Raw genomic sequence first — 24,164 nt, forward strand, 5'->3', positions numbered from 1 at the left:
CACTGAAAAAGCGCATCGGTTCCTCGGAACCGATGCGCTTTTTCTTGTGTCAGCTAGTTGGTGGCGCTGAGCTTCCCGCGACGCACCCGAAGCTGCTGGAGAGCCTCCTCCAGGAGGGATTCCGCTTCCTCTTCGGTGCGGCGTTCCTTCACGTAGGCCAGGTGCGTCTTGTACGGTTCCAGCTTGACCACCGACGGCGGGTTCTCTTTGTCGCGACCGGCGGGGAGTCCCGACGACGGGCAATCGATGGTGTCGGGGATCTCTTCGTCAGGCAGGTTGGCGGCGAAGTACCGAACGGTCTCGTTGCCGAGTGCGTCCCAGTAGGAGACGCGGATGCGATCAGCGTGAAAACCACGGTCCTGCTCGCCCATGGGGCCGGCTCCGACTCGCGAGCCGCGAATTGCGCTTCCACCAGATGCCATTGTGTTCCTCCGCTATAAAAACTGTTCGGCGTGTTCGGGTTGTACTGCTGCGTTCCGGTCCCGCCGTGGGTGACCGGATACGGTTGGCGTCGCGGGTGGGGTCCCGCGACGCTACGACGTCGTTAGGCGCCGGTATCGAATTTGGTGATCAAGCCCAGCACGACGATGCAGGAAATCCACAGTACGGCCAGGATGATGGTGATGCGGTTGAGGTTACGTTCCGCAACGCCGGAGGCCCCGAGGTTCGAGGTGACCCCACCGCCGAACATGTCGGATAGACCCCCACCGCGCCCCTTGTGGAGCAAAATGAGCATGGTGAGCAGGAGGCTCGTGATGCCGAGCAAAACCTGCAATACAACCTGGAGAATCTCCACGCGAAACCTTTCACAAAACGATGGGCGCTAGAGCTCCACCAAGACCACTGGCAATTATAGCCTGACGGCAAACAAAACCCGCCGCACCCCCCGGAGGGGGTACGACGGGCCCACTTTACAGTCCGACGTGCTTCTGGAAGCGAACGATGCTGGAGAACTCGGTGATGTCCAGGCTCGCGCCTCCCACCAGTGCTCCGTCAACGTTCGGTTCCTTCATGAAGCCGGCGATGTTGACGCCCTTGACGGAACCCCCGTAGAGGATCCGGGTCTTGTCGGCGACGTCCTGGCCGAGCACCTCGGCCAGAGTCAGCCGCAGCGCGGCCGCAACCTGTTCTGCCTGGTCGGGCGTTGCCGCCTGGCCGGAGCCGATGGCCCAGACCGGTTCGTACGCCACGACGATGTCTGCGGCGTTGTCGACTCCGGCAAGCGCAGCCTTGAGCTGTGCGACCGGAACGGCGCTGGGACCGTGCAGTTCCAGGTCTGCGGCGGTTTCGCCGACGCAGATGATGGGAACCAGGTTGTGCTTCAACGCGGCGGTCACCTTGGCGGCGACGACCTCGTCGGTCTCGTTGTGCAGGGTGCGTCGCTCAGAGTGGCCGATCAGCACGTACTGGCATTCAAGCGCGGCCAGGAAGGCCGCCGAGATCTCGCCGGTGTACGCACCGGACTCCTGAGTGGAGACGTCCTGTCCGCCGTAGGCCAGGGGCAGCTTGTCCGCTGCGACCAGCGTCTGCACGCTGCGCAGGTCGGTGAACGGCGGGAACACGGCGACCTCGGTGGAGGTGAAGTCGTGTCCGGCGTCCTTGAGGCTCCACGCCAGCTTCTGCACGAAGGCGATGGCCTGGAGGTGGTCCAGGTTCATCTTCCAGTTTCCTGCAATCAGGGGAACACGCGTGTTTACTGCCATCCGAGGACCTCCAGTCCTGGCAGTCGCTTACCCTCGAGGAACTCGAGGCTGGCGCCACCGCCGGTAGAAATATGACCGAACTGGTCATCGTTGAAACCGAGGATGCGCACGGCAGCGGCGGAGTCTCCTCCGCCGACAACGCTGAGCCCATTGACCTCGGTGAGTGCGGCGGCAACCGTGCGGGTGCCGTCCGCGAAGGGTGCCAGTTCGAAAACGCCCATCGGGCCGTTCCAGAACACGGTCTTCGACACCCGGATGATTGCAGCGAATGCGGCCGCGGTGTCGGGTCCGATGTCCAGGCCCAGTCCGGCAGCGCCGAACGGGGTGTCCTCGATCTGATCGGCCGGCGTGGTGACGTACTCGGCGTCTGCCCCGAACTTGGAGGCGACGACGACGTCGGTCGGCAGGACGATCTTCACACCGAGACGGTCGGCCTCGGCGAGGTATCCGCGAACGGTCTCGATCTGGTCGACCTCGAGCAGGCTGGCGCCGACCTTGTGGCCTTGGGCCGCGAGGAAGGTGAACAGCATGCCGCCGCCGATCAGGAGCGAGTTCACCCGCGGCAGCAGGTGGCCGATGACCCCGAGCTTGTCCGACACCTTCGAGCCGCCGAGGATCACCGTGTACGGCGCCTCGGGCTTCTCGGTGAGGCGGTCGAGTACGTCGAGCTCTGCTGCGATGAGCAGGCCGGCCGCGCTCGGCAGGATCTGGGCCAGGTCGAAGACGCTGGCCTGCTTGCGGTGGACGACGCCGAAGCCGTCGGAGACCAGGGCATCGCCGAGCGCCGAGAGCTCGGTGGCGAAGGCCACCCGCTCGGTTTCGACCTTGCTGGTTTCGCCCGCGTTGAAGCGCAGGTTCTCCAGTACGACGATGTCACCGTCTGTCAGAGCCGCGACCGCGGCCTGGGCAGATTCCCCGACGGTGTCGGTGGCGAACGCCACCGGGGAACCGATCAGTTCGGCCAGACGCGCCGCAACGGGCGCCAGGCTGTACTTGGGGTTGACCTGGCCGTCAGGGCGCCCGAGGTGAGAAACGATCACCAGACGGGCACCCTGCTCGACCAGAGCCTTGAGGGTGGGCAGGGACGCCCGCACGCGGCCATCGTCGGTGATCTGACCGTCCTTCAACGGAACGTTCAGATCACACCGAACGATGACGCGCTTGCCGTGGAGCGATCCCAGCGATTCGATAGTGCGAAGCGTCACTGCGTGTCCCTTAGTTAGATGCGCTCGGCGACGAACTCGGTGAGGTCAACCATGCGGTTGGAGTAGCCCCACTCGTTGTCGTACCAGGAGGACAGCTTGACCTGGTCGCCCAGGACGCGCAGCAGGCCGGCGTCGAAGATCGAGGAGTGCGGGTCGGTCACGATGTCGCTGGAGACGATCTCGTCCTCGGTGTACATCAGGATGCCCTTGAGGGGGCCCTCTGCTGCTGCCTTGTACGCGGCCTTGATGGCTTCGACGGTGACCGGCTTCTCGGCGATGACGGTCAGGTCGGTGATGGAACCGGTGGGCACGGGTACGCGCAGGGCGAAGCCGTCAAGCTTGCCGGCGAGCTCCGGGAGGACGATGCCCAGGGCCTTGGCGGCGCCGGTCGAGGTCGGGATGATGTTGACGGCGGCGGCGCGGGCGCGACGCAGGTCGCTGTGCGGGCCATCCTGCAGGTTCTGGTCTGCGGTGTACGCGTGGATGGTGGTCATCAGGCCACTCTTGATGCCGAAGTTGTCGTTGAAGACCTTGGCCAGCGGTGCGAGGCAGTTCGTGGTGCAGGACGCGTTGGAGATGATGTCGAACTTCGCGGAGTCGTAGGTCTCCTCGTTGACGCCCATGACGATCGTCGCAACGTCGCCGGTGGCGGGAGCGGAGACGATGACCTTCTTGGCACCGGCGGTGATGTGCTTGCGCGCATCGTCGGCCTTGGTGAAGCGACCGGTCGACTCGATCACGATGTCGACGCCCAGGGCGCCCCAGGGGAGGTTGGCCGGGTCGCGCTCGGCGAGAACCTTGATCGGCTTGCCGTTGACGAGGATGGAGTCGCCCTCGACGGAGACGGTGGCGTCCAGACGGCCCGTGATGGAGTCGTATTTGAGGAGGTGCGCCAGGGTCTTGGTGTCGGTGAGGTCGTTGACGGCGACAATTTCGATGTCGCTGCCCTGGGCCAGTGCGGCGCGCAGGTAGTTGCGGCCAATGCGGCCAAATCCGTTAATGCCAATCTTTACAGACAAAATAGCTCCTGTTATTGATGACGCGTGTGGCGCCGGGTGGTGGGAAGGAAAAGAACTGAAGGTGTGAGTGGGGAGACTCTAGGAGAGCAGCAGGAGTCCGCTGGTCTTCTCGCGAGCGGCGACGAATCGCGCCTGGACGTTCTCCCAGTCGACGATGTTCCAGAACGCCTTGACGTAGTCGGCGCGCACGTTCTGGTAGTCGAGGTAGTAGGCGTGCTCCCAGACATCGAGCATGAGGATCGGTACCGTGCCGGCCGCGAAGTTGGCCTGCTGGTCGAAGAACTGCTGGATGATCAGGCGCTGACCGACGGAGTCCCAGGCCAGCACTGACCAGCCGGAACCCTGCACGCCCATCGCGGTGGCCGCGAAGTGCGCCTGGAACTTATCAAAGGAACCGAAGAAGTCATCGATTGCGCTGGCGAGTTCACCGACCGGCTTGTCGCCACCGTTCGGGGACATGTTGGTCCAGAAGATCGAGTGGTTGACGTGGCCGCCGAGGTTGAACGCGAGGTCCTTCTCGAGCTTGTTGACGTACACGAGACTGCCTGAGTCGCGAGCCTCCGCCAGCTGGGCGAGGGCGGTGTTGGCGCCGGTCACGTAGGCCTGGTGGTGCTTGCTGTGGTGGAGTTCCATAATGGTGCCGCTGATACTCGGCGCGAGCGCAGAGTAGTCGTAAGCCAGTTCAGGCAGGGTGTATTCGGCCATAGCTCGTATCTCCTCATTGTGTGGCAGCGACGCGATTTCTCTCGTCATCTGCACTGTAAGTGACCTTTTTAGTCTACTCAGGTGAATAGGGGACGTTAGTCCCCTCTTACCGGTGTGCAGGCCGTCAGCAGAGGGGTGATCAGACGTCGTCGAGATCGGCCGGCAGGTTGGCGTCGGTGCCGGGGATGCCCAGGTCGACGGCCTTCTTGTCTGCCATCGCCAGGAGGCGCCGGATCCGGCCGGCCACCGCGTCCTTGGTCATGGGCGGGTCGGCGTGGTGGCCGAGTTCGTCGAGGCTGGAGTCCCGGAAGGACAGGCGCAGCTCCCCCGCATATCGCAGGTGTTCCGGGATGTCGTCGCCGAGGATCTCCATCGCCCTGTCGACCCGGGCGCACGCCGCGACCGCGGCCTGGGCGGAGCGGCGCAGGTTGGCGTCGTCGAAGTTCACCAGGCGGTTGGCCGTGGCACGCACCTCGCGGCGTTGGCGCAGCGCTTCCCAGTTGAGCACGGTTTCCGCGGCGCCCATCTGCACGAGCATCGCGCCGATGGCGTCACCGTCACGGATGACGACGCGGTGGACGCCGCGTACCTCGCGGGCCTTCGCGACGATGCCGAGGCGCCCGGCGGCACCCACGATGGCCATGGCGGCCTCGTTGCCCGGGCAGACGACTTCGAGGGCGGCGGAGCGACCGGGGTCGGTCAGCGAGCCGGCCGCGAGGAACGCACCACGCCAGACCGCGGCGATCTCTTCCTTCGAACCCGTCGTCAGACGGTTGGGCAGTCCACGGATGGGGCGGCGGCGGGCGTCGAGCAGTCCCGTCTGCCTGGCCAGTGTTTCGCCGCCGTCGAGCACCCGCACGAGGTAGTGGTTGGTGCGGCGGAGCCCGGACGCCGTGATCACAGACACGTCGCTGCGCACGCCGTACAGTTCGGCGAGGTCCTTCCGCACCCGGCGGGCCAACAGCGGGGTATCGAGTTCCGACTCGATGGCGATTCGACCGGAGATCATGTGCAGACCGCCGGAGAAACGCAGGATCGTCGCCAGTTCGGCCGCGCGAACCGTGGTCTTCGAAACCTCGACGCGGGATAGTTCATCTTTGACGTCGATGGTGAGTGCCAATCGTCATTTCCATTCTGTTGTTCGGGCCGGCCGTCACGTTGGACGGCAGACCGTGTCGTTATTCTCGTCCGAGGTCGCGGTGCTTGAGGCTTACCGCGACGCCGGGAAATTCTTGGAGCAGGCCGGCGAGTTCCCTCGCCATGGCCACCGAGCGGTGCTTGCCTCCGGTGCAGCCGATGGCGATGGTGGCGTGACGCTTGTTCTCGCGCTGGTAGCCGGCGAGCACCGGTCGGACGGCGGCCGCGTAGCTGGTGATGAACTCACGCGCACCGTCCTGGCCGAGCACGTATTCGCTGACCTCGGGGTCGAGGCCGGTGTGCGAGCGAAGTTCGGGGATCCAAAACGGATTCGGCAGGAACCGGGCGTCGGCGACCATGTCGACATCGGTGGGTAACCCGTACTTGAACCCGAAACTCATCACGGTGAGGTGCAGCCCGGCCGCGTTCTCCGCAGCGAAGCGCTCGGTGATCGTGGTGGCGAGCTGGTGGATGTTGAGATCCGACGTGTCGATGACGATGTCGCAGGATTCCCGCACGACGGCCAGCCGGGTGCGCTCGGCGGAGATGCCGTCCAGGATCGTCCCCTCACCCTGTAGCGGGTGGGGGCGCCGAACCGCTTCGAATCGGCGGACGAGCACATCGTCACGCGCTTCGAGGAAGATCACCCGGACCTGGGTGCCGCTGCGGAGCGCCTGGACGAGTTCCTGGAAATCGCCGAAGAAGTCCCGGCCACGGATGTCGACGACGGCCGCGATCTTGGGCAGGCTGGTGCCCGCCCGTCCGACGAGCTCGACCAGTGGGCGCAGCATCTGCGGCGGCAGGTTGTCGACCACGTACCAGCCGAGGTCCTCCAGCGCGTTGGCGACGGTCGATCGACCGGCGCCGGACATGCCGGTAACGATCAGCATTTCCTGCTTTTCGGTGTCCGTGCTCATGCTGGATTACGCCTTCGGTCGAAGTTAGTGAATGTCCAGCCTACCGACCGGGGGGCGTCTCTAGGCGCGCAGGTGCCGGTGAATGCCCTCGGCGAGGGCAGGTCCGATCCCCCGGATCTCGGCGATCGAGTCGACCGACGCCTCTCTGAGGCGGGCGACCGACCCGAAGTGCACCAACAGCACTTTGATGCGGGCGGGGCCCAAGCCGGGAATTTCGCCGAGGATGGTGTTGATGTCCCGCTTGCGTCTGGCGCGCTGATGAGTGATGGCGAAGCGGTGCGCTTCGTCGCGGATGCGTTGGATGAGGAACAAGGCGTCGCTGTTGCGCGGCAGGATCACCGGGTACTCGGAATCCGGCAGCCAGATTTCCTCCAGCCGTTTCGCGATGCCGCACAGGGTGATGCCCTGGACTCCGGACTCCCGCAGGGCGCGTGCCGCTGCCGCGACCTGCGGTTGCCCGCCGTCGACGATGAGCAGGTTCGGTTGGTAGCGGAATTTCGCTCGTTTCGCTGTTGGGTCCGCCTGGTCCGCGGCGGGCTCGTCCGCGCCGGAGGCCTCCGCGACGATCATGCCGTCAAGCGGGTTGGCCGGCACCGCGATGACGCCGCCCTTCGGTAGAGCCTCCGGGGTGGCGTCGTCGGGAACCAGGTAGGCCAGCCGCCGGGTGAGGACCCGATACAGGGAATCGGTGTCGTCGGTGGACTCCGGGACACCGAACCGGCGGTACTCGTCCTTCCGCGGCAGCCCGTCCTCGAAGACCACCATGGAGGCCACGATGTTGGTCCCGCCGAGATGCGACACGTCGTAGCACTCCATCCGGAGCGGGGCGGATTCCATGCCCAGTGCCTCCTGGAGGTCCTCGAGGGCCTTCGATCTGGCGACGAAGTCGGAGCTGCGCCGGGTCTTGTAGAGCATCAGCGCCTGCTTGGCGTTCTGGGTGGCCGTGACCAGCAGGGCGGCCTTCTCGCCGCGCTGGGCCGCGACGAGCCGCACCTTGCGGTGCGCGATCTCGCCGAGCCAGCCTTCGAGGGCGTCGGCGTCGTCCGGCAGCTCCGGCAGCACGATTTCCCGGGGCGGCACGGCGTCGCCGGTGTACGCGGTCTGCATGATCGAGTCGATCAGTTCACTGATGCTCAGGTCGAGTTCCTTGTCGACGACCCAGCCGCGCACACCGCGGATGCGCCCGCCGCGGACGATGAACAGCTGAACGGCCGCGGCGAGCTCGTCCTGTTCGATCGCGAACAGGTCGATGTCGACGTTGTCGCGCAGCACGACGGCGCTCTTCTCCAGCACGGCGTTGAGCGCCTTCACCTGGTCGCGCCGCCTGGCGGCGGTTTCGTAGTCCTGCGCCAGAGCGGCGTCCTTCATCTGGGCCGTGAGGCTGTTGATGAGCTTGCGATCCTGGCTGCCCATGAAACTGACGAATTCGTTGACGATCTTGCGATGTTCCTCGATGCCCACCTTGCCGGAGCAGGGCCCGAAGCAGCGACCGATCTGGCCGGCGAAGCAGGGCTTGCCCGACTGCATGGCACGCTTGTAGTTGGCGTTGTTGCAGGTGCGGATCGGGAAGGCCTTGAGCATCAGGTCGATGGTCTCGTGCACGGCCCACACCTTGGGGTACGGCCCGAAGTAGCGGGCGCCCTTGATGCCGGACGTGCGGGTCACGAGCGCCCGCGGTGCCTCGTCCGCCAGGGTCACCGCGAGGTACGGGTACGACTTGTCGTCCTTGAACTGCACGTTGAACGGCGGGTCGAATTCGTTGATCCAGGTCCACTCGAGCTGCAGCGCCTCGATCTCTGTGCCCACGGTCGTCCATTCGACGCTGGCCGCCGTCGTCACCATCCGCCGGGTGCGTTCGTGCAGGCTGCTCAGCGGCGCGAAGTAGTTACTCAACCGGGCACGCAGGTTCTTGGCCTTGCCCACGTACAGCACCCGTCGGGAGGCGTCGCGAAACCTGTAGACACCGGGTTGGGTGGGGATCTCCCCGGGCTTGGGGCGATAGCTCAGAGCGTCAGACATGTTCTCCTGCGCCTACCGTGTGGCGAGGACCTCCTTCAGGAATGTTCCGGTGTGGCTCTTCTTCACTGCCGCGACGTGCTCGGGCGTTCCGGTGGCGAGCACCTTGCCCCCGCCGGAACCGCCCTCCGGACCCAGGTCGATGACCCAGTCGGCCGACTTGATCACGTCGAGGTTGTGCTCGATGACGATGACGGTGTTGCCCTTGTCGACGAGGCTGTTCAGCACCAGCAGGAGCTTCCGTACGTCCTCGAAGTGCAGGCCGGTGGTCGGCTCGTCGAGAACGTACACGCTGCGCCCGTTGGAACGGCGCTGCAGTTCGGTGGCCAGCTTGACCCGCTGCGCCTCACCGCCGGAGAGGGTCGTGGCGCTCTGCCCCAGGCGCACATACCCGAGCCCCACCTCGACGAGGGTTTTGAGGAACCGGTGGATCGCCGAGATCGGTTCGAAGAACTCGGCGGCCTCGCTGATCGGCATGTCGAGGACCTCGGCGATGTTCTTGCCCTTGTAGTGCACGGTGAGGGTGTCGCGGTTGTACCGCGCTCCCCCGCAGACCTCACAGGCCACGTACACGTCGGGCAGGAAGTTCATCTCGATCTTGATGGTGCCGTCGCCGGAGCATGCCTCGCAGCGGCCGCCCTTGACGTTGAAGCTGAACCTGCCGGGCAGGTAGCCGCGGGCCTTGGCCTCCATGGTCTCGGCGAACAGGTTGCGGATTTTGTCGAACACGCCGGTGTAGGTGGCCGGGTTCGAGCGCGGGGTGCGTCCGATGGGGGCCTGGTCCACGTGGATCACCTTGTCGAGCTGGTCGAGGCCGGTGACCTTCGTGTGCCGGCCGGGCAGCTTCCGGGCGCCGTTGAGCCGGTTGGCGAGGACCCTGTACAGCACGTCGTTGACGAGGGATGATTTGCCGGACCCGCTGACGCCGGTGACGGCGGTGAAGACGCCCAGCGGGAACTTGACCGTGACTTTCCGCAGGTTGTTCGCCTCGGCACCCACCACGGTGATCTCACGGTCGGGGTCCAGCGGCCGACGTGTCGCCGGGGTGGCGATCGACTTCCGGCCGGAGAGGTAGTCCGCGGTGAGGGACTTCGTGTTGGTGAGCAGGTCAGCGTACGACCCCGAGTGCACGACGTGTCCGCCGTTGACGCCGGCGCCCGGTCCGATGTCGACCACCCAGTCAGCGGTCTTGATGGTGTCCTCGTCGTGTTCCACGACGATGAGGGTGTTGCCCAGGTCGCGGAGCGCGACCAGCGTCTCGATGAGGCGCCGGTTGTCGCGCTGGTGCAGCCCGATGCTGGGCTCGTCGAGGACGTAGAGCACCCCGGTCAGTCCCGAACCGATCTGGGTGGCCAGCCGGATGCGTTGGGCCTCGCCGCCGGACAGGGTCGCGGCCGCGCGGGCCAGGCTGAGGTAGTTCAGGCCCACCCGAAGCAGGAAGTCCAGTCGCACCTTGATCTCGCGCAGCACCTGGGCGGCAATGGTCTTCTCGCGTTCGGTGAGTTCGAGCTTGTCCATGAAGTCCCGGGCATCGGCGAGGCTGAGTCGGCAGATATCGGCGATGCTCATCTCGTGCACGAGAACGGCGAGTACCTCAGGCTTGAGCCGGGTGCCGTCGCAAACCGGGCAGTCCACCTCGCGCAGGTATTCCCCCCAGCGCTGGCGCTGGGTGTCGGTTTCGGCCTGCAGGAACTGGCGCTCGATGTAGGGCACAACACCTTCGAAACCGGAGGTGTAGCTCATCTCCCGGCCGTAACGGTTCTTCCATTTGACCTTGACCTCGAAGTTGTCGCCGCGCATGACAGCGGTGCGCACCTCGGCCGGGAGCTTCTTCCACGGTGTGTCGAGCGAGAACTTGAGGTCGCGGGCAAGCCCGTCCAGGAGCTTCTCGTAGTACTGGAAGAGTCCCTTGCCCTGGGTGGTCCAGGGCAGTACGACACCCTCAGCGATGCTCAGGTCCGGGTCGCCGAGAAGTAGGTCCTCGTCGACGGACATACGGGTTCCCAGGCCGGAGCATTCGGGGCAGGCACCGAACGGTGCGTTGAACGAGAAGGTGCGCGGTTCGATCTCGGTGAGCTGCACGGGGTGGTTGTTCGGGCAGGAGAGCTTTTCTGAATAGCTCTGCCAGGCCTCGTCGCCGGTGAGGTCGACGAAGTTGACCTGCACGAGGCCGTCGGTGAGCTTGAGCGCCGTCTCCAGGGAGTCGGTGAGCCGGCTGAGCAGGTCGGGCCCGGCGACGAGGCGGTCGACGACCACGGAGATGTCGTGCTTGAGCTGCTTCTTCAGCGTGGGTGGTTCGTTCAACTGGATCTGGACGCCGTCGACCATTGCGCGGGAATACCCGCCGGCGGCGAGCTCCTTGAACAGGTCGACGAACTCGCCCTTTTTCTGCGACACGATCGGGCTCAGGATCTGGTACCGCACGCCGGTTTCCATTTCCATGAGCTGATCGGCGATCTGCTGCACGGTCTGCGACTGGATGATCTCCCCGCAGACGGCACAGTGCGGCACCCCGATACGTGCCCAGAGCAGGCGCATGTAATCGTAGATCTCGGTGATGGTGCCCACGGTGGACCGCGGGTTGCGGTTGGTGGATTTCTGGTCGATGGACACGGCGGGGCTGAGCCCCTCGATGAAGTCGACGTCGGGCCTGTCGACCTGCCCGAGGAACTGGCGCGCATAGGCCGACAGGGATTCGACGTACCGCCGTTGGCCCTCCGCGAAAATCGTATCGAAGGCGAGCGATGATTTGCCCGACCCGGAGAGACCTGTGAACACCACGAGCGAATCGCGGGGGATGTCGAGGTTGACGTTGTGCAAGTTGTGCACGCGTGCACCACGGACGCTGAGTTGAGAGCCCTGCTCTACCTTGGAAATTGACACCATTCGAGTCTATGCAGTACCACCGACACCGCAGTGCCACCGACAGCGCAGTGCCGCCCGACCCGCTAGCTCAGGTGGCCGGCCTTCTCCATCTGACGAAGCTCCCGCTTGAGCTCGGACACTTCGTCGCGCAGCCTGCCGGCCAATTCGAACTTGAGTTCGCCGGCGGCCTCGAGCATCTGGGCGTTGAGGTCGGCGATGATCGATTCGAGGTCGTTGGCGCCGTTGGCCGCGAGGCCCTTGCGCACCGACGGTGTGGGGCTGCGGCGGCGGGCGTCACGGCCGGCCAGCAGCTCGGCGGTGTCAGCCTCCTCGCGGGAGAGCGCGTCGGTGATGTCGGCGATGCGCTTGCGGAGCGGGGTGGGATCGATGCCGTGCAGGGTGTTGTACTCCACCTGCTTCTCCCGGCGCCGGTCGGTCTCGTCGATGGCCCTGGCCATCGAGTCGGTCATCCTGTCGGCATACATATGCACCTCGCCGGAGACGTTGCGCGCGGCGCGACCGATGGTCTGGATCAGCGAGGTGGACGAGCGCAGGAACCCTTCCTTGTCGGCGTCGAGGATGGCCACCAGGGACACCTCGGGCAGGTCGAGGCCCTCCCGGAGCAGGTTGATGCCCACTAGCACGTCGTACAGGCCCTGGCGCAGCTCGGTGAGCAGCTCCACCCGGCGCAGGGTGTCGACGTCTGAGTGCAGGTACCGCACCCGAACGCCGGCCTCGGTGAGGAAGTCGGTGAGTTCCTCGGCCATCTTCTTGGTCAGGGTGGTCACCAGCACCCGCTCGTTGAGTTCGACGCGCAGACGGATCTGCTCGAGCAGGTCATCGATCTGACCGGCGGACGGCTTGACGATGATCTGCGGGTCGATCAGACCGGTCGGGCGGATGATCTGCTCGACGATGCCGTCGGCGATGCCCATCTCATACTTGCCGGGGGTGGCGGAGAGGTACACGGTCTGGCCGACCCGGCCCTTGAACTCGTTCCACTTGAGCGGGCGGTTGTCCAGCGCGCTGGGCAACCGGAACCCGTGCTCGACCAGGGTGCGCTTGCGTGACGAGTCGCCCTCGAACATGGCGCCGATCTGCGGCACCGTCACATGGGACTCGTCGATGACCACAAGGAAGTCGTCGGGGAAGTAATCGAGCAGGCAGTGCCCGGGCTCCCCCGCGCTTCTCCCGTCGATGTGCCGGGAGTAGTTCTCGATGCCGGAGCAGAATCCGATCTGTTCCATCATCTCCAGGTCGAAGGTGGTCCGCATCCGCAGGCGTTGTGCTTCCAGCAGCTTGCCCTCGCGTTCCAACTGGCCCAGCCGTTCCTCCAGTTCTTCCTTGATCGTCGCCATCGCCCGCTGCATGACGTCGGTGCTGGCCACGTAGTGGGAACCGGGGAATACCGACACGGCATCGAGCTTTCGCACGACATCGCCGGTGAGCGGATGCAGGCTGTAGAGCGCCTCGATTTCGTCACCGAACATCTCGATGCGGATGGCGAGTTCTTCGTACATCGGGATGATCTCGATGGTGTCGCCGCGCACCCTGAAGTGGCCGCGGGAGAAGTCGACGTCGTTGCGCTGGTACTGCATGGCCACGAACTTGCGGATCAGCCAGTCCCGGTCAACCTTCTGGCCGACCTGCAGCGCCACCATGGCTTCCAGGTAACCCTCGGGGGTGCCCAGGCCGTAGATGCAGGACACCGTGGAGACGACGATGACGTCGCGTCGGCTGAGCAGCGAGTTGGTGGTGGAGTGCCGGAGCCGTTCGACTTCCTCGTTGATCGAGGAGTCCTTCTCGATGAAGGTGTCGGTCTGCGGCACGTACGCCTCTGGCTGGTAGTAGTCGTAGTACGACACGAAGTACTCGACGGCGTTGTTGGGCATCAGTTCGCGGAACTCGTTCACAAGCTGCGCGGCCAGGGTCTTGTTGTGGGCGAGGACCAGGGTGGGGCGTTGTACCTGCTCGATCAGCCAGGCTGTCGTCGCGGACTTGCCGGTTCCGGTGGCGCCGAGCAGCACGATGTCGGTTTCACCGGCGTTGATCCGGCCGGTGAGTTCGGCGATGGCGCCGGGCTGGTCGCCGCTGGGCGTGTACTCGCTCACGACCTCGAAGGGATGAACGGCGCGGGTGGGTTCCATGCTTCCAGTCTAAGGAGCGCCACCGACACTGGAGTCGGAGTGGGCGGGCCGGTGGTTTGCGCGAAGCTTCGAATCCCACAGCCGGTCGACCTGGGCCAGGGTCTCGTCGAGGGAGCCCATCGAGTCGATCACGACGTCGGCGACGGCGAGGCGGTCGGCGTCGCCGGCCTGGGCGCTGATCCGGCGGCGGGCGTCGTCTTCCGGCATGCCGCGCAGCTCGACCATGCGGCGCACCCGAGTCTCTGCTTCGGCGTGGACGACCACGATCAGGTCGAAGGGGTGACCGACGGACGCCTCAACCAACAGGGGAACGTCGTAGACGACGACGGCCTCAGGGTCGGCGCGCTCGGCGGCGGCGATGGCCGCGCTGGAGAGCGCACGCACGGCGGGGTGGACCACGTTGTTGAGGACGCTGAGGGCGGTGGGGTTGCCGAATACTATCGAGCCCAGGCGGGCGCGGTTGAGGCTGCCGTCCTCGGCGATGACTTCGGGGCCGAAGATGTCGGCGATATGGGCCAGCGCATCGGTGCCCGGCGCCACGGCCGCCCGGGCGAGCTGATCGGCGTCGATCACCGCGGCTCCGTGCTCGGCGAATCGCTTCGCCACGGTGCTCTTGCCCGATGCGATCCCGCCGGTCAACCCAATCAAGTACACCGCCCCATGCTAACGGAGGGGCGCTGCTTAACCGGTACAGGCCGGACCCCGAAGGGCCCGGCCTGTGCTGGTCCCGGCATGCGCCGGGCAGGTGATGCTAGTTGCTAGTTGTTGCCAGCTTCTAGTTGTTGCTGGACAGCTTCTCGCGCAGTGCGGCAAGCGCCTCGTCGTCGGCGAGGGTGCCGGCTCCGGCAGCCTCACTGGTGAACGAGTTACCGGCTGCGGACGCGACATCGCCGGGGGCGATGATCTCGTCGTTCGCGGATGCGACCTGCTTCTTGTGTGCTTCCCAGCGAGCCTGGGCTGCAGCGTAGTCCTGCTCCCACTTCTCGCGCTGGGAGTCGAAGCCTTCGCGCCACTCGTTGGTCTCCGGGTCGAAGCCCTCGGGGTACTTGTAGTTGCCCTGGTCGTCGTACTCGGTGAGCATTCCGTAGAGTGCCGGGTCGAACTCGGTGCCCTCGGGGTCGACACCATCGTTGGCCTGCTTGAGGCTCAGCGAGATGCGGCGACGCTCCAGGTCGATGTCGATGACCTTGACGAACACCTCGTCGCCGACAGAGACAACCTGCTCGGCGAGTTCGACGTGCTTGCCGGACAGCTCGGAGATGTGGACCAGGCCCTCGATGCCCTCTGCAACGCGAACGAACGCGCCGAAGGGGACGAGCTTGGTGACCTTACCCGGTGCAACCTGGCCGATGGCGTGGGTGCGGGCGAAGACCTGCCACGGGTCTTCCTGCGTGGCCTTGAGCGACAGGGAAACGCGCTCGCGGTCCAGGTCGACCTCGAGGATCTCGACGGTGACTTCCTGACCGACCTCGACGACCTCGCTGGCGTGCTCAATGTGCTTCCAGCTGAGCTCGGAGACGTGTACCAGACCGTCAACGCCACCCAGGTCGACGAACGCACCGAAGTTGACGATCGACGAGACGACGCCCTTGCGGACCTGTCCCTTCTGTAGGTTGTTGAGGAACGTGGTGCGGCTCTCGGACTGCGTCTGCTCGAGCAGGGCGCGGCGCGACAGGACGACGTTGTTGCGGTTCTTGTCGAGTTCGAGGATCTTGGCCTCGATCTCCTGGCCCAGGTACGGGGTCAGGTCGCGAACACGGCGAAGCTCGATGAGCGACGCCGGCAGGAAGCCGCGCAGGCCGATGTCGACGATGAGCCCGCCCTTGACGACCTCAATGACCGAACCGGTGACGACTCCGTCGGATTCCTTGATCTTCTCGACGTCGCCCCATGCACGCTCGTACTGAGCGCGCTTCTTCGACAGGATGAGACGGCCTTCTTTGTCTTCCTTCTGAAGAACGAGTGCCTCGACCAGGTCGCCGACCTTGACGACCTCAGAGGGGTCGACGTCGTGCTTGATGGAGAGCTCGCGGGAGGGGATGACACCCTCGGTCTTGTAGCCGACGTCGAGGAGGACCTCGTCGCGGTCGATCTTCACAACGGTGCCCTCGATGAGGTCGCCATCGTTGAAGAATTTCAGAGTCTTTTCGACCGCGGCAAGGAAGTCTTCAGCAGATCCGATGTCGTTGATGGCGACCTGCTTGGGTGCCCGTTCGGTCGTTGCGATTGTCATGTAGTAGTTGCTCCAGGATGGACATATTCGGGCCAGAAGGGAAGGTCGTGCGATACGTGTTCAAGATCCGCGACTGGCAGCGGCTAATTCGTCACAAGCGTGACAGTAAAGCTTAGCTGTTTCGGGAGCGCCCCGGCAACCCGTTCTCGGCGGCGGCGGCAACGCATCTCACGCGTCTTCGATCGAGTACCGAAAGGACCCCGAGTATTCGTATACCCGCCCGACGAACGGCAGGCTCACGGTGACCTGCACGTGCTGCCGCTGGTCACCGTCGTCGAAGCGTTCCGTCAGGTGAACCAGGGGCGCGCACAGCCGTGGGACCGGAACCCGGCGACCGGCGAGGTGCACGTGGACACCTGCGGAATCCAGGTGCAGGGCACCGTCGACAATGCGGGCGTCAAGGCGGGTTTCCAGGCGTCCGCTCCGGCCGAGGCGGTCGGCGAGGCCGCCGGCATCCGCGCCGATGACATCGATCATGTCGCGGGACCCGGCCGGAAAATCAAAGCGGCGCACAGCATGCACCCGATCGGGTCCCGGCCGGTTCACGACCAGGAAGGGCACGTCGTGTTCCCAAACCGGGAACAGCACAGCGTCGCGGGCCAGCAGCGCCAGAACCGGCCACAGCCAGCGCCGCGGGGTGCCGACCCTGTCGAAGGTCCCCCGGCCGAGGCCGTGCCGACCGGCCGGGATAGCCGTGAAGTAGGCGCGCAGCTGTGGGTGCAGTCCCGTCAGGTCACCGCCGAGGGCGGCCTCGTACGGCGACGGCATCGGCACCGGGTCAGTTCTGCAACGCCGACCGGAGGGTGTCGAGGCCGACCCCGCCGAGGTCGAGGGCGCGGCGGTGGAACTCCTTGATGTCGAAGCCGGTTCCCTCGCGGGCCTTGGCGTCATCGCGCAGTTGCTCCCAGATGCGTTGGCCCACCTTGTACGACGGTGCCTGGCCGGGCCAGCCGAGGTACCGGTTCACCTCGAACTTCACGAAGCCGTCGTTCATGTTCACGTTTCCGGCCAGGAAGTCGAAGGCGTAGTCGGCGGTCCAGGTCTGCGACCCGTCCGGCACCTTCTTGCCCAGGTGCACTCCGATGTCGAGCACGACCCTGGCAGCGCGCATCCGCTGCCCGTCGAGCATGCCGAGCCTGTCGGCGGGATCGTCCAGGTAGCCCAACTGCTCCATCAGCCGCTCGGCGTAGAGCGCCCAGCCCTCCGCGTGGCCAGACGTGCCGGCCAGCTGGCGGCGCCAGGTGTTCAGGGACGCCCGGTTGTAAACCGCCTGGCCGATCTGCAGGTGATGGCCGGGGATTCCCTCGTGATAGACCGTGGTGAGTTCGCGCCAGGTGTCGAATTCGGTGACGCCGACGGGCACCGACCACCACATCCGGCCGGGGCGGGAGAAATCATCGGTGGGTCCGGTGTAGTAGATGCCGCCCTCCTGGGTGGGGGCGATCAGGCACTCCAGACGGCGGATCTCCTCGGGAATGTCGAACTGGGTGGCGCCGAGTTCGGCGACGGCCCGGTCGCTGGTCTCCTGCATCCAGCGTTGCAGGGCGTCGGTGCCGTGCAACTTCCGGGCCGGGTCGGTGTCCAGGAACGCGATCGCCTCGAGAACGGTGGCGCCGGGCTTGATCTGCCTGGCCACGCTCTCCTGTTCCTCTGTCATGCGGGCGAGTTCCTGGATGCCCCACTCGTACGTTTCGTCGAGGTCGATGGTGGCGCCGAGGAAGTGCCGCGACCTCAACGCGTAGAGGTCCCGGCCGACGGCATCCTGCTCGGTGGCACGGGGCTCGAGCTCGTCGGCGAGGAACGTCGCCAGCCGCTCGTAGGCGGTGGCCGCCGCGTGGGCTCCGGCACCGAGGTCGGTGGCCAGGGAGGCCGGCAGCGAACCGTGCTCGAGGCCGGCGTCGGCGACGAAGTGGTTGAAGAACCCGTCGTTGGCGGCGTTGCGTCTGGCCTGGTCGAGCACCTCGCGCACCTGCCGCCGGGCCGGCGTGGTGCCCTGCTCGATGCCGAGGCGCAGGGTTTCGATGTAGCCCGTGATGGCCGCCGGCACGGCGCCCAGGCGCGCGGAGATGTTGCGCCAATCCTCGACCGTGGCGGTGGGCATGAGGTCGAAGACCTCGCGGATGCCCTGCGCGGGTGACGCGATGACGTTGAGGTCGCGCAGCTGCAGGCAGGCGGCGGAGCTCTCCAGGTCCAGCGCGAGGCTGCTGCGCAGATCGGTGCGGGTGACCCTGTCAACGTCGTCGACCGGGACGCTGTCGTCCAGCAGCCGGATGGTGGCGGCCGCGGCCTGCACGTAGGCGGCGTGGCCGTCCGGCGAATAGTCCGCAAAGCCCGAACCGTCCGCCGACCGGCCGATATAGGTGCCCACAGTGGGATCGAGCGACACCAGGGTGTCGACCCACCCCTCGGCGATCTGGTCGACGGGGGTGGGTGTCCGGCCTTCGTTCAGAGTCATCCCCCGAGCCTAGGACATGGCCCAGGTCAGTGCGCTGCGGCGTCCCAGTTGGCCCCGCGGCCCACCTGCACGTCCAGCGGCACCAGCAGGTCGGCCGCGGACTCCATCCGCTGGGTGACGACGTGCTGCAGAGCGTCCCACTCCCCCGGGGCGACCTCGAAGATCAGTTCGTCGTGAACCTGAAGCATCATGCGGCTCTGCAGGTCCTGTTCGCGCAGGTCGAGCGCGATGTTGTTCATCGCGATCTTCATCAGGTCGGCGGCAGAACCCTGGATGGGTGCGTTCAGAGCGGCCCGTTCGGCGTTGTCCCGCAGCACCCGGTTGGGGCTGTTCAACTCGGGGAACGGCCGGCGGCGGCCGAAGATCGTCGTGGTGTAGCCGTCGACCTTGGCCTGCTCGACCACCCGGCGCAGGTAGTCGCGTACGGCGCCGAACCTGGCGAAGTAGTCGGCGATGAGCTGCTTGGCCTCGCGCGATTCGATGCGCAGCTGCTTGGACAGGCCGAAGGCGCTGAGCCCGTAGGCAAGCCCGTACGACATGGCCTTGACCTTGTTGCGCATCTCCCCGGTCACGTCCTCAGGTGCGACACCGAAGACCCTGGCGCCGACGAACCTGTGCAGGTCTTCGCCGGCGTTGAACGCCTCGATGAGGCCGGCGTCCTCGGAGAGGTGCGCCATGATGCGCATCTCGATCTGCGAGTAGTCGGCGGTGAGGAGGCTTTCGGAGCCGGACCCGGCATGGAACGCGGCCCGGATGCGGCGGCCTTCCTCGGTGCGGACGGGGATGTTCTGCAGGTTCGGGTCGGTGGAGGAGATCCGGCCGGTGGCGGTGCCGATCTGCACGTAGGTGGTGTGGATGCGGCCGGTGTCGTCGATGGCCCGGTCCAGGGTTTCCACGATCTGGCGCAGCTTCGTGGCGTCCCGGTGCTTCAGGAGCAGGTCGAGGAACGGGTGCGGGTTGCTGGCCTGCAGATCGGCGAGGGCGCCGGCATCCGTGGTGAAGCCGGTCTTGTTGGCCCGGGTGCGCGGCATGCCCAGCTGATCGAAGAGCACCTCCTGCAGCTGCTTGGGAGAACCGAGATTGACCTCGCGGCCGATCTGGGCGTAGGCGCCGGCCGCGAGCTCCGCTGCGGTGTCGCCCAGCTGTACGGACAGGGCCGCGAGTTCGGTGTGATTGACCGCGACGCCGGTCAGTTCCATGGCTGCCAGTGTCATCAGGGTGGGCATCTCGATGTCGGTCAGAACGGTTCGCGAACCCGAGTCGAGCAACGCGGTCACGGCGGCGGCGAGGCGCACCGTGTACCAGGAGTCCACGGCGACGCCGCCGGCGACGCTCTCATCCGGCACCAGCTGGTTGGGGTCGACGACGGGCACGGTCTCGTCGAGGTAGCGCTTGACGAGGTCGGCGAGAGTCTTGTCAGGGCCGCCCGGGCGCAGCAGCCAACCGGCCACCAGGGTGTCGATGGCCAATCCGTTCAGCACCAGGCCGGCGCGGGTGAGGGCCTTCACCTGCGGCTTGGCGTCGTGCATGACCTTGGGGCTCGGGCCCGCGAGCCATTCCTCGAGCGGCCGGTAATCGGCCCGACCGGGCTGCCAGGCCACCGTCGCGGTCTCGGTGGCCGTGGCCAGGCCGAAGCCGATCGGCAGGCCGTTGAGGAGCTCAACGGTGACGGAAAGGGCGGTTCCGGTCGTGGTCACCCGGTCCAGCCAGGTGGCGAGTTCCTCGTCGAGCAGTTCGCGCTGCACCGGTGCCTTCGCCGCCGCGGGGACCTCGGTGACCGGAGCCGCGCCGGCGGCGTCACCGGTGGCGGTCCCGTTGCCATTGCCGTTGGCGTTGGCCTCGAGCTTGATCACCCTGTCCAGCAGGGTGCGGAACTCCAGGCGCCCGAAGACCTCACGCACGGCGTCCTCGTCGATCGGTCCGCGCACCAGGTCGCGCAGCTCGACGGGCAGGTCGAGGTCGGTGACCAGCCGGTTGAGGCGGCGGTTGCGGATCGCATTGTCCTTCTGCTCGCGCAGGTTGGCGCCGACAACGCCGGTGATCTCGTCGGCGTGCTCGAGGATCGCGTCGAGGCTGCCGAACCTCTCAAGCCACTTCACGGCCGTCTTCTCGCCGACCTTGCTGATGCCGATCAGGTTGTCGCTGGTCTCGCCGACCAACGCGGCGATGTCCGGGTACTGTTCGGGGGCGATGCCGTACTTCTCGCGCACCTTGGCCGGGTCATACCTGGTCAGCGCCGAAACGCCCTGGCTGGCCGGGTAGAGCAGGGTGACGGTGTCGTTGACCAACTGGATCGTGTCCCGGTCGCCGGACACCACGAAGACGTCGTAGCCCTCGGCGGTGCCGCGGACCGACAGCGTCGCGAGGATATCGTCTGCCTCGTAGTCGTCCTTGGTCAGGGTGGTGATATTCAGGGCCTTGAGGGCTTCCTGGAGCAGGGGCACCTGGCCCTTGAACTCCGACGGAGTGATCGCCCTGGTGCCCTTGTATTCGGGGTAGTCGCGGGTGCGGAAGGAATACCGGGAGATATCGAATGCCACGGCGATGTGGCTCGGATTCTCGGTGCGGAGCAGGCTCAGCAGCATCGACAGGAACCCGTGGATGGCGTTGGTGTGCTGCCCGTCCTGGGTTTGGAAGCTGTCGATGGGCAGGGCGTGGAACGCCCGGTACGCCAGCGAGTGGCCATCGATGATCATCAGGGTAGGCTTTTTTGATTCCGACACAGTCCCAGCCTACAAGCCGCCTCCGGTGGGGCTGAGCCGAGCCACGAGGTGACCATGACCGAGCAGAACCCGCCCGAGAGCACCACCGACTTCCTCGCCTGGACGAAGGCACGCGGCGCCGGCGACCTGGCCGACAAGATGGGCATCGAGTTCACCGAGTTCTCACTCGAGAGGGCCGTGGCGCGGATGCCCGTCGAGGGCAACACCCAGCCGGCAATGCTGCTGCACGGCGGCGCCTACGTGGTGATGGGCGAGTCGCTCGGGTCGATGTCGGCCAATCTGCACGCCGGCCCCGGCAAGCTCGCCGTGGGCATCGAGATCAACGCCAGCCATACCGGCTCGGCCACCTCCGGGTATGTCACCGCCGTGTGCACCCCGATCCACCTGGGGCGCACGCTCACCACCCACGAGATCGTGGTGACCGACGATGCGGGCCGTCGCTGTTCGACGATCCGCATCACCAACCTGATCCTGGACCAGCCGGCAGCACGCTGATCCGCTCTGCGAGCACGAAAAAGCGGGCCCCTCACCGGAGGGACCCGCTTTTTTCGTGACGGTGGTGCCGGCTGCTTTGTGGCTGGCCGACTATTTCTTGGCGGAGAGCTGTTCGATGATCGCCTGTGCGACATCGTGCATGGTCAGACGGCGGTCCATGGACGCCTTCTGGATCCATCGGAACGCCTCCGGCTCGGTCAGGCCCATCTTCTCGTTGAGCAGGCCCTTGGCCCGGTCGACGAGCTTGCGGGTCTCGAAACGTTCGACCAGGTCGGCGACCTCGGCCTCGAGGGTGATGATCTGGCTGTACCGCGAGAGGGCGATCTCGATCGCGGGCAGCAGGTCGTTCGGGGTGAACGGCTTCACGACGTACGCCAGGGCGCCGGCCTCGCTCGCGCGCTCGACCAGTTCCTTCTGGCTGAACGCAGTGAGCAGTACGACCGGGGCGATGTGGGCCTTGGTGATGCGTTCCGCGGCGGAGATCCCGTCGAGGTGCGGCATCTTGACGTCCATGATCACCAGGTCGGGGCGGAGCTCGGTGGCCAGGGCCACAGCGGTCTCACCGTCGCCGGCTTCGCCCACCACTTCGAATCCGTTGTCTCGGAGGATCTCGACGATGTCGAGCCTGATGAGGGATTCATCCTCCGCTACAACGACGCGGCGGGGGGGTACTGGAGTTGTCTCTTGGTCGGTCACAGCCAAAAGCCTACGGTATTCTGGTGCAGGTGTTGTGAGCCGGTGTGGCGGAATGGCAGACGCGGAGCACTCAAAATGCTTTGTTCGCAAGGACGTGTGGGTTCGAGTCCCACCACCGGTACCACTTCACCGCATGCCCGTTGCCCGGTTCCACCGGCGGCGGGCATGCGGTGTTTCTGTCCCTGATCGGCGTCCTCCTCACCCGCAGCCGGGCCTCCGCGCCCGCACACGCCCGTCTCAGCGATCGGTCGCCGCATCCGCCCGTTGGTCCGTCGGTCGACCGCACAGTCGTCCATCGACCGTGCACGGCCGCCCAGAGGGTCTTCGCCACGGATACGACAACAGCCCCGCGGATTTCTCCGCGGGGCTGTTGTCGTACTGCTGGTTACTGCTGGGCGTACGCCGGAGCGACACCGTTGTGGGCGTCACCGATGCGGTGAACCCGGATGTCGTTCGTCGAACCCGCGATTCCGGGAGGGGATCCGGAGATCACCACGACCTTGTCGCCGATCTCAGCCAGGCCCTGGCCGAGCAGGATGTCGTCGACCTGACCGAACATCGAGTCGGTGTGGGTCACCCGGTCGACCAGGTACGTCTGCACGCCCCAGGTCAACGCGAGGCGACGACGGATGCTCGCCTCGGGGGTGAAGGCCAGCATCGGGATCGAGGAGCGCAGGCGCGACATACGACGCGCGGAGTCTCCTGACTCGGTGAAGATGCAGAGGTACTTGGCCTCGACGAATTCAGCGACCTCGATGGCGGCCAGCGTGATGGCGCCGCCCTGGGTGCGCGGCTTGTTGGTGAGCGGTGCGATCCGCTCCAGGCCGTGCTCCTCGGTGGAGGCCACGATGCGCGCCATCGTCTGAACGGTGACCACCGGGTATTCGCCGACGCTGGTCTCGCCGCTGAGCATGACCGCGTCAGCACCGTCGAGCACGGCGTTGGCGACGTCGGACGTCTCCGCGCGCGTGGGAACGGGGCTGTGGATCATCGATTCGAGCATCTGCGTTGCGACGATGACCGGCTTCGCCATGCGGCGGGCCAGTTCGACGGCGTGCTTCTGCACGATCGGGACGGCCTCGAGCGGAAGCTCGACGCCCAGGTCGCCACGGGCCACCATGATCGCGTCGAACGCGTCGACGATGCCCTCGAGGGCCTCGACGGCCTGCGGCTTCTCGATCTTGGCGATGACGGGAACCTTGCGGCCCTCTTCGGCCATGATCTCGTGCACCCGGTCGATGTCGGCCGCGTTGCGCACGAAGGACAGCGCGATGAGGTCGGTGCCGAGGCGCAGGCCCCAACGCAGGTCGGCCTCGTCCTTGACGGACAGGGCAGGCACGTTGACGGCAACACCGGGCAGGTTGATGCCCTTGTTGTTCGACACCGGGCCGGCGACGATGACCTTCGTGGTCACGACGGTGCCGTCGGTCTCGACGACCTCGACCTTGACCTTGCCGTCGTCGATCAGGAGGAAGTCCCCCTGCTTGACGTCGTTCGGCAGGCCCTTGTAGGTCGTGCCGGACAGTTCCTTGGTGCCGAGGATGTCCTCGGTGGTGATCTTGAAGATGTCGCCGACGGCGAGGTCGTACGGTCCGCCCTCGAACTTGCCCAGACGGATCTTCGGGCCCTGCAGGTCGACCATCACGGCGACGGCACGGCCGGAGTCGTTGGCTGCCTTCCGGATGTTGGCGTAAACGCCTTCGTGCACGGTGTAGTCACCGTGGCTCAGGTTCATACGGCAGACGTCAACGCCGGCGTCGATAATGGCGCGGATCTGTTCGTAGCTGGATGCTGCCGGCCCGAGGGTGGCGACGATTTTCGCGCGTCTCATACTGGTGGATCTCCGGT

19 protein-coding genes and 1 tRNA gene are annotated in these 24,164 nt (G+C 66.0%); 2 read left to right on the forward strand and 18 right to left on the reverse strand.

All coding sequences use genetic code 11. The annotated features are described in order from the left end of the window. Positions 1-53: 53 nt before the first annotated feature. From E3O60_RS13605 to polA, 16 genes are all read right to left on the reverse strand, one after another. Positions 54-422: an RNA polymerase-binding protein RbpA gene (locus tag E3O60_RS13605; protein ID WP_066595496.1), complete on the reverse strand. Its 369-nt coding sequence runs from the start codon at positions 420-422 to the stop codon at positions 54-56. 122 nt (positions 423-544) lie between these two features. Next, on the reverse strand, positions 545-796 hold the full coding sequence (gene secG, locus E3O60_RS13610; RefSeq protein ID WP_066595498.1) for a preprotein translocase subunit SecG: 252 nt from the start codon (positions 794-796) through the stop codon (positions 545-547). 115 nt (positions 797-911) lie between these two features. Continuing rightward, the gene (gene tpiA, locus E3O60_RS13615; protein ID WP_088456246.1) at positions 912-1,703 is read right to left on the reverse strand and encodes a triose-phosphate isomerase; all 792 of its coding nucleotides are present in this window, start codon (positions 1,701-1,703) and stop codon (positions 912-914) included. After that, positions 1,694-2,908: a phosphoglycerate kinase gene (pgk, locus tag E3O60_RS13620; RefSeq protein ID WP_088456247.1), complete on the reverse strand. Its 1,215-nt coding sequence runs from the start codon at positions 2,906-2,908 to the stop codon at positions 1,694-1,696. Before pgk ends, tpiA begins: the two co-directional genes overlap by 10 nt. A 14-nt stretch (positions 2,909-2,922) precedes the next feature. Next, the gene (gene gap / locus E3O60_RS13625) at positions 2,923-3,927 is read right to left on the reverse strand and encodes a type I glyceraldehyde-3-phosphate dehydrogenase (protein ID WP_088456248.1); all 1,005 of its coding nucleotides are present in this window, start codon (positions 3,925-3,927) and stop codon (positions 2,923-2,925) included. Positions 3,928-4,005: 78 nt separating this feature from the next. Then, entirely contained in the window at positions 4,006-4,632 is a 627-nt protein-coding gene (locus tag E3O60_RS13630) for a superoxide dismutase (RefSeq protein ID WP_088456249.1), read from the reverse strand. Positions 4,633-4,771: 139 nt separating this feature from the next. Further along, positions 4,772-5,752: a DNA-binding protein WhiA gene (gene whiA / locus E3O60_RS13635; protein ID WP_088456250.1), complete on the reverse strand. Its 981-nt coding sequence runs from the start codon at positions 5,750-5,752 to the stop codon at positions 4,772-4,774. Positions 5,753-5,810: 58 nt separating this feature from the next. Beyond that, complete coding sequence (rapZ, locus tag E3O60_RS13640) at positions 5,811-6,686, reverse strand: RNase adapter RapZ (protein WP_088456251.1); 876 nt, start codon at positions 6,684-6,686, stop codon at positions 5,811-5,813. Between the two features lie 60 nt (positions 6,687-6,746). Beyond that, on the reverse strand, positions 6,747-8,705 hold the full coding sequence (gene uvrC / locus E3O60_RS13645; protein WP_134498394.1) for an excinuclease ABC subunit UvrC: 1,959 nt from the start codon (positions 8,703-8,705) through the stop codon (positions 6,747-6,749). 12 nt (positions 8,706-8,717) lie between these two features. Beyond that, positions 8,718-11,585 carry an excinuclease ABC subunit UvrA gene (gene uvrA / locus E3O60_RS13650; RefSeq protein WP_241993277.1) on the reverse strand — a complete coding sequence of 956 codons (2,868 nt, stop codon included), beginning with the start codon at positions 11,583-11,585 and terminating at the stop codon, positions 8,718-8,720. A 65-nt stretch (positions 11,586-11,650) separates the two neighbouring features. After that, a complete protein-coding gene (gene uvrB / locus E3O60_RS13655) occupies positions 11,651-13,714 on the reverse strand; it encodes an excinuclease ABC subunit UvrB (RefSeq protein WP_134498396.1) in 2,064 nt (687 codons plus the stop codon). Positions 13,715-13,723: 9 nt separating this feature from the next. Continuing rightward, positions 13,724-14,368: a dephospho-CoA kinase gene (coaE, locus tag E3O60_RS13660; RefSeq protein ID WP_088456255.1), complete on the reverse strand. Its 645-nt coding sequence runs from the start codon at positions 14,366-14,368 to the stop codon at positions 13,724-13,726. A 121-nt stretch (positions 14,369-14,489) separates the two neighbouring features. After that, positions 14,490-15,947, reverse strand: coding sequence for a 30S ribosomal protein S1 (rpsA, locus tag E3O60_RS13665; RefSeq protein ID WP_088456256.1), 1,458 nt, complete (start codon positions 15,945-15,947; stop codon positions 14,490-14,492). A gap of 168 nt (positions 15,948-16,115) precedes the next feature. Beyond that, a complete protein-coding gene (locus E3O60_RS13670) occupies positions 16,116-16,715 on the reverse strand; it encodes a DUF4166 domain-containing protein (RefSeq protein ID WP_134498398.1) in 600 nt (199 codons plus the stop codon). Between the two features lie 10 nt (positions 16,716-16,725). Then, the gene (locus tag E3O60_RS13675; RefSeq protein ID WP_134408251.1) at positions 16,726-18,402 is read right to left on the reverse strand and encodes a DUF885 domain-containing protein; all 1,677 of its coding nucleotides are present in this window, start codon (positions 18,400-18,402) and stop codon (positions 16,726-16,728) included. Between the two features lie 26 nt (positions 18,403-18,428). After that, complete coding sequence (polA, locus tag E3O60_RS13680) at positions 18,429-21,125, reverse strand: DNA polymerase I (RefSeq protein ID WP_088456259.1); 2,697 nt, start codon at positions 21,123-21,125, stop codon at positions 18,429-18,431. Positions 21,126-21,179: 54 nt separating this feature from the next. Between polA and E3O60_RS13685 the strand changes: the two genes are divergently transcribed. Continuing rightward, the gene (locus E3O60_RS13685; RefSeq protein ID WP_088456260.1) at positions 21,180-21,620 is read left to right on the forward strand and encodes a PaaI family thioesterase; all 441 of its coding nucleotides are present in this window, start codon (positions 21,180-21,182) and stop codon (positions 21,618-21,620) included. A 90-nt stretch (positions 21,621-21,710) separates the two neighbouring features. Here the strand turns inward: E3O60_RS13685 and E3O60_RS13690 are convergent, their stop codons facing one another. Further along, on the reverse strand, positions 21,711-22,316 hold the full coding sequence (locus E3O60_RS13690; protein WP_066595563.1) for an ANTAR domain-containing response regulator: 606 nt from the start codon (positions 22,314-22,316) through the stop codon (positions 21,711-21,713). A 38-nt stretch (positions 22,317-22,354) separates the two neighbouring features. Here E3O60_RS13690 and E3O60_RS13695 point away from each other — a divergent pair. Next, a tRNA-Leu gene (locus tag E3O60_RS13695) sits at positions 22,355-22,440 on the forward strand. A 261-nt stretch (positions 22,441-22,701) separates the two neighbouring features. Here E3O60_RS13695 and pyk read toward each other — a convergent pair. Next, the gene (gene pyk / locus E3O60_RS13700) at positions 22,702-24,147 is read right to left on the reverse strand and encodes a pyruvate kinase (protein WP_088456261.1); all 1,446 of its coding nucleotides are present in this window, start codon (positions 24,145-24,147) and stop codon (positions 22,702-22,704) included. Positions 24,148-24,164 lie beyond the last annotated feature (17 nt).

The organism is Cryobacterium sp. TMB1-7 (assembly GCF_004402435.1).
Lineage (GTDB): Bacteria > Actinomycetota > Actinomycetes > Actinomycetales > Microbacteriaceae > Cryobacterium > Cryobacterium zongtaii.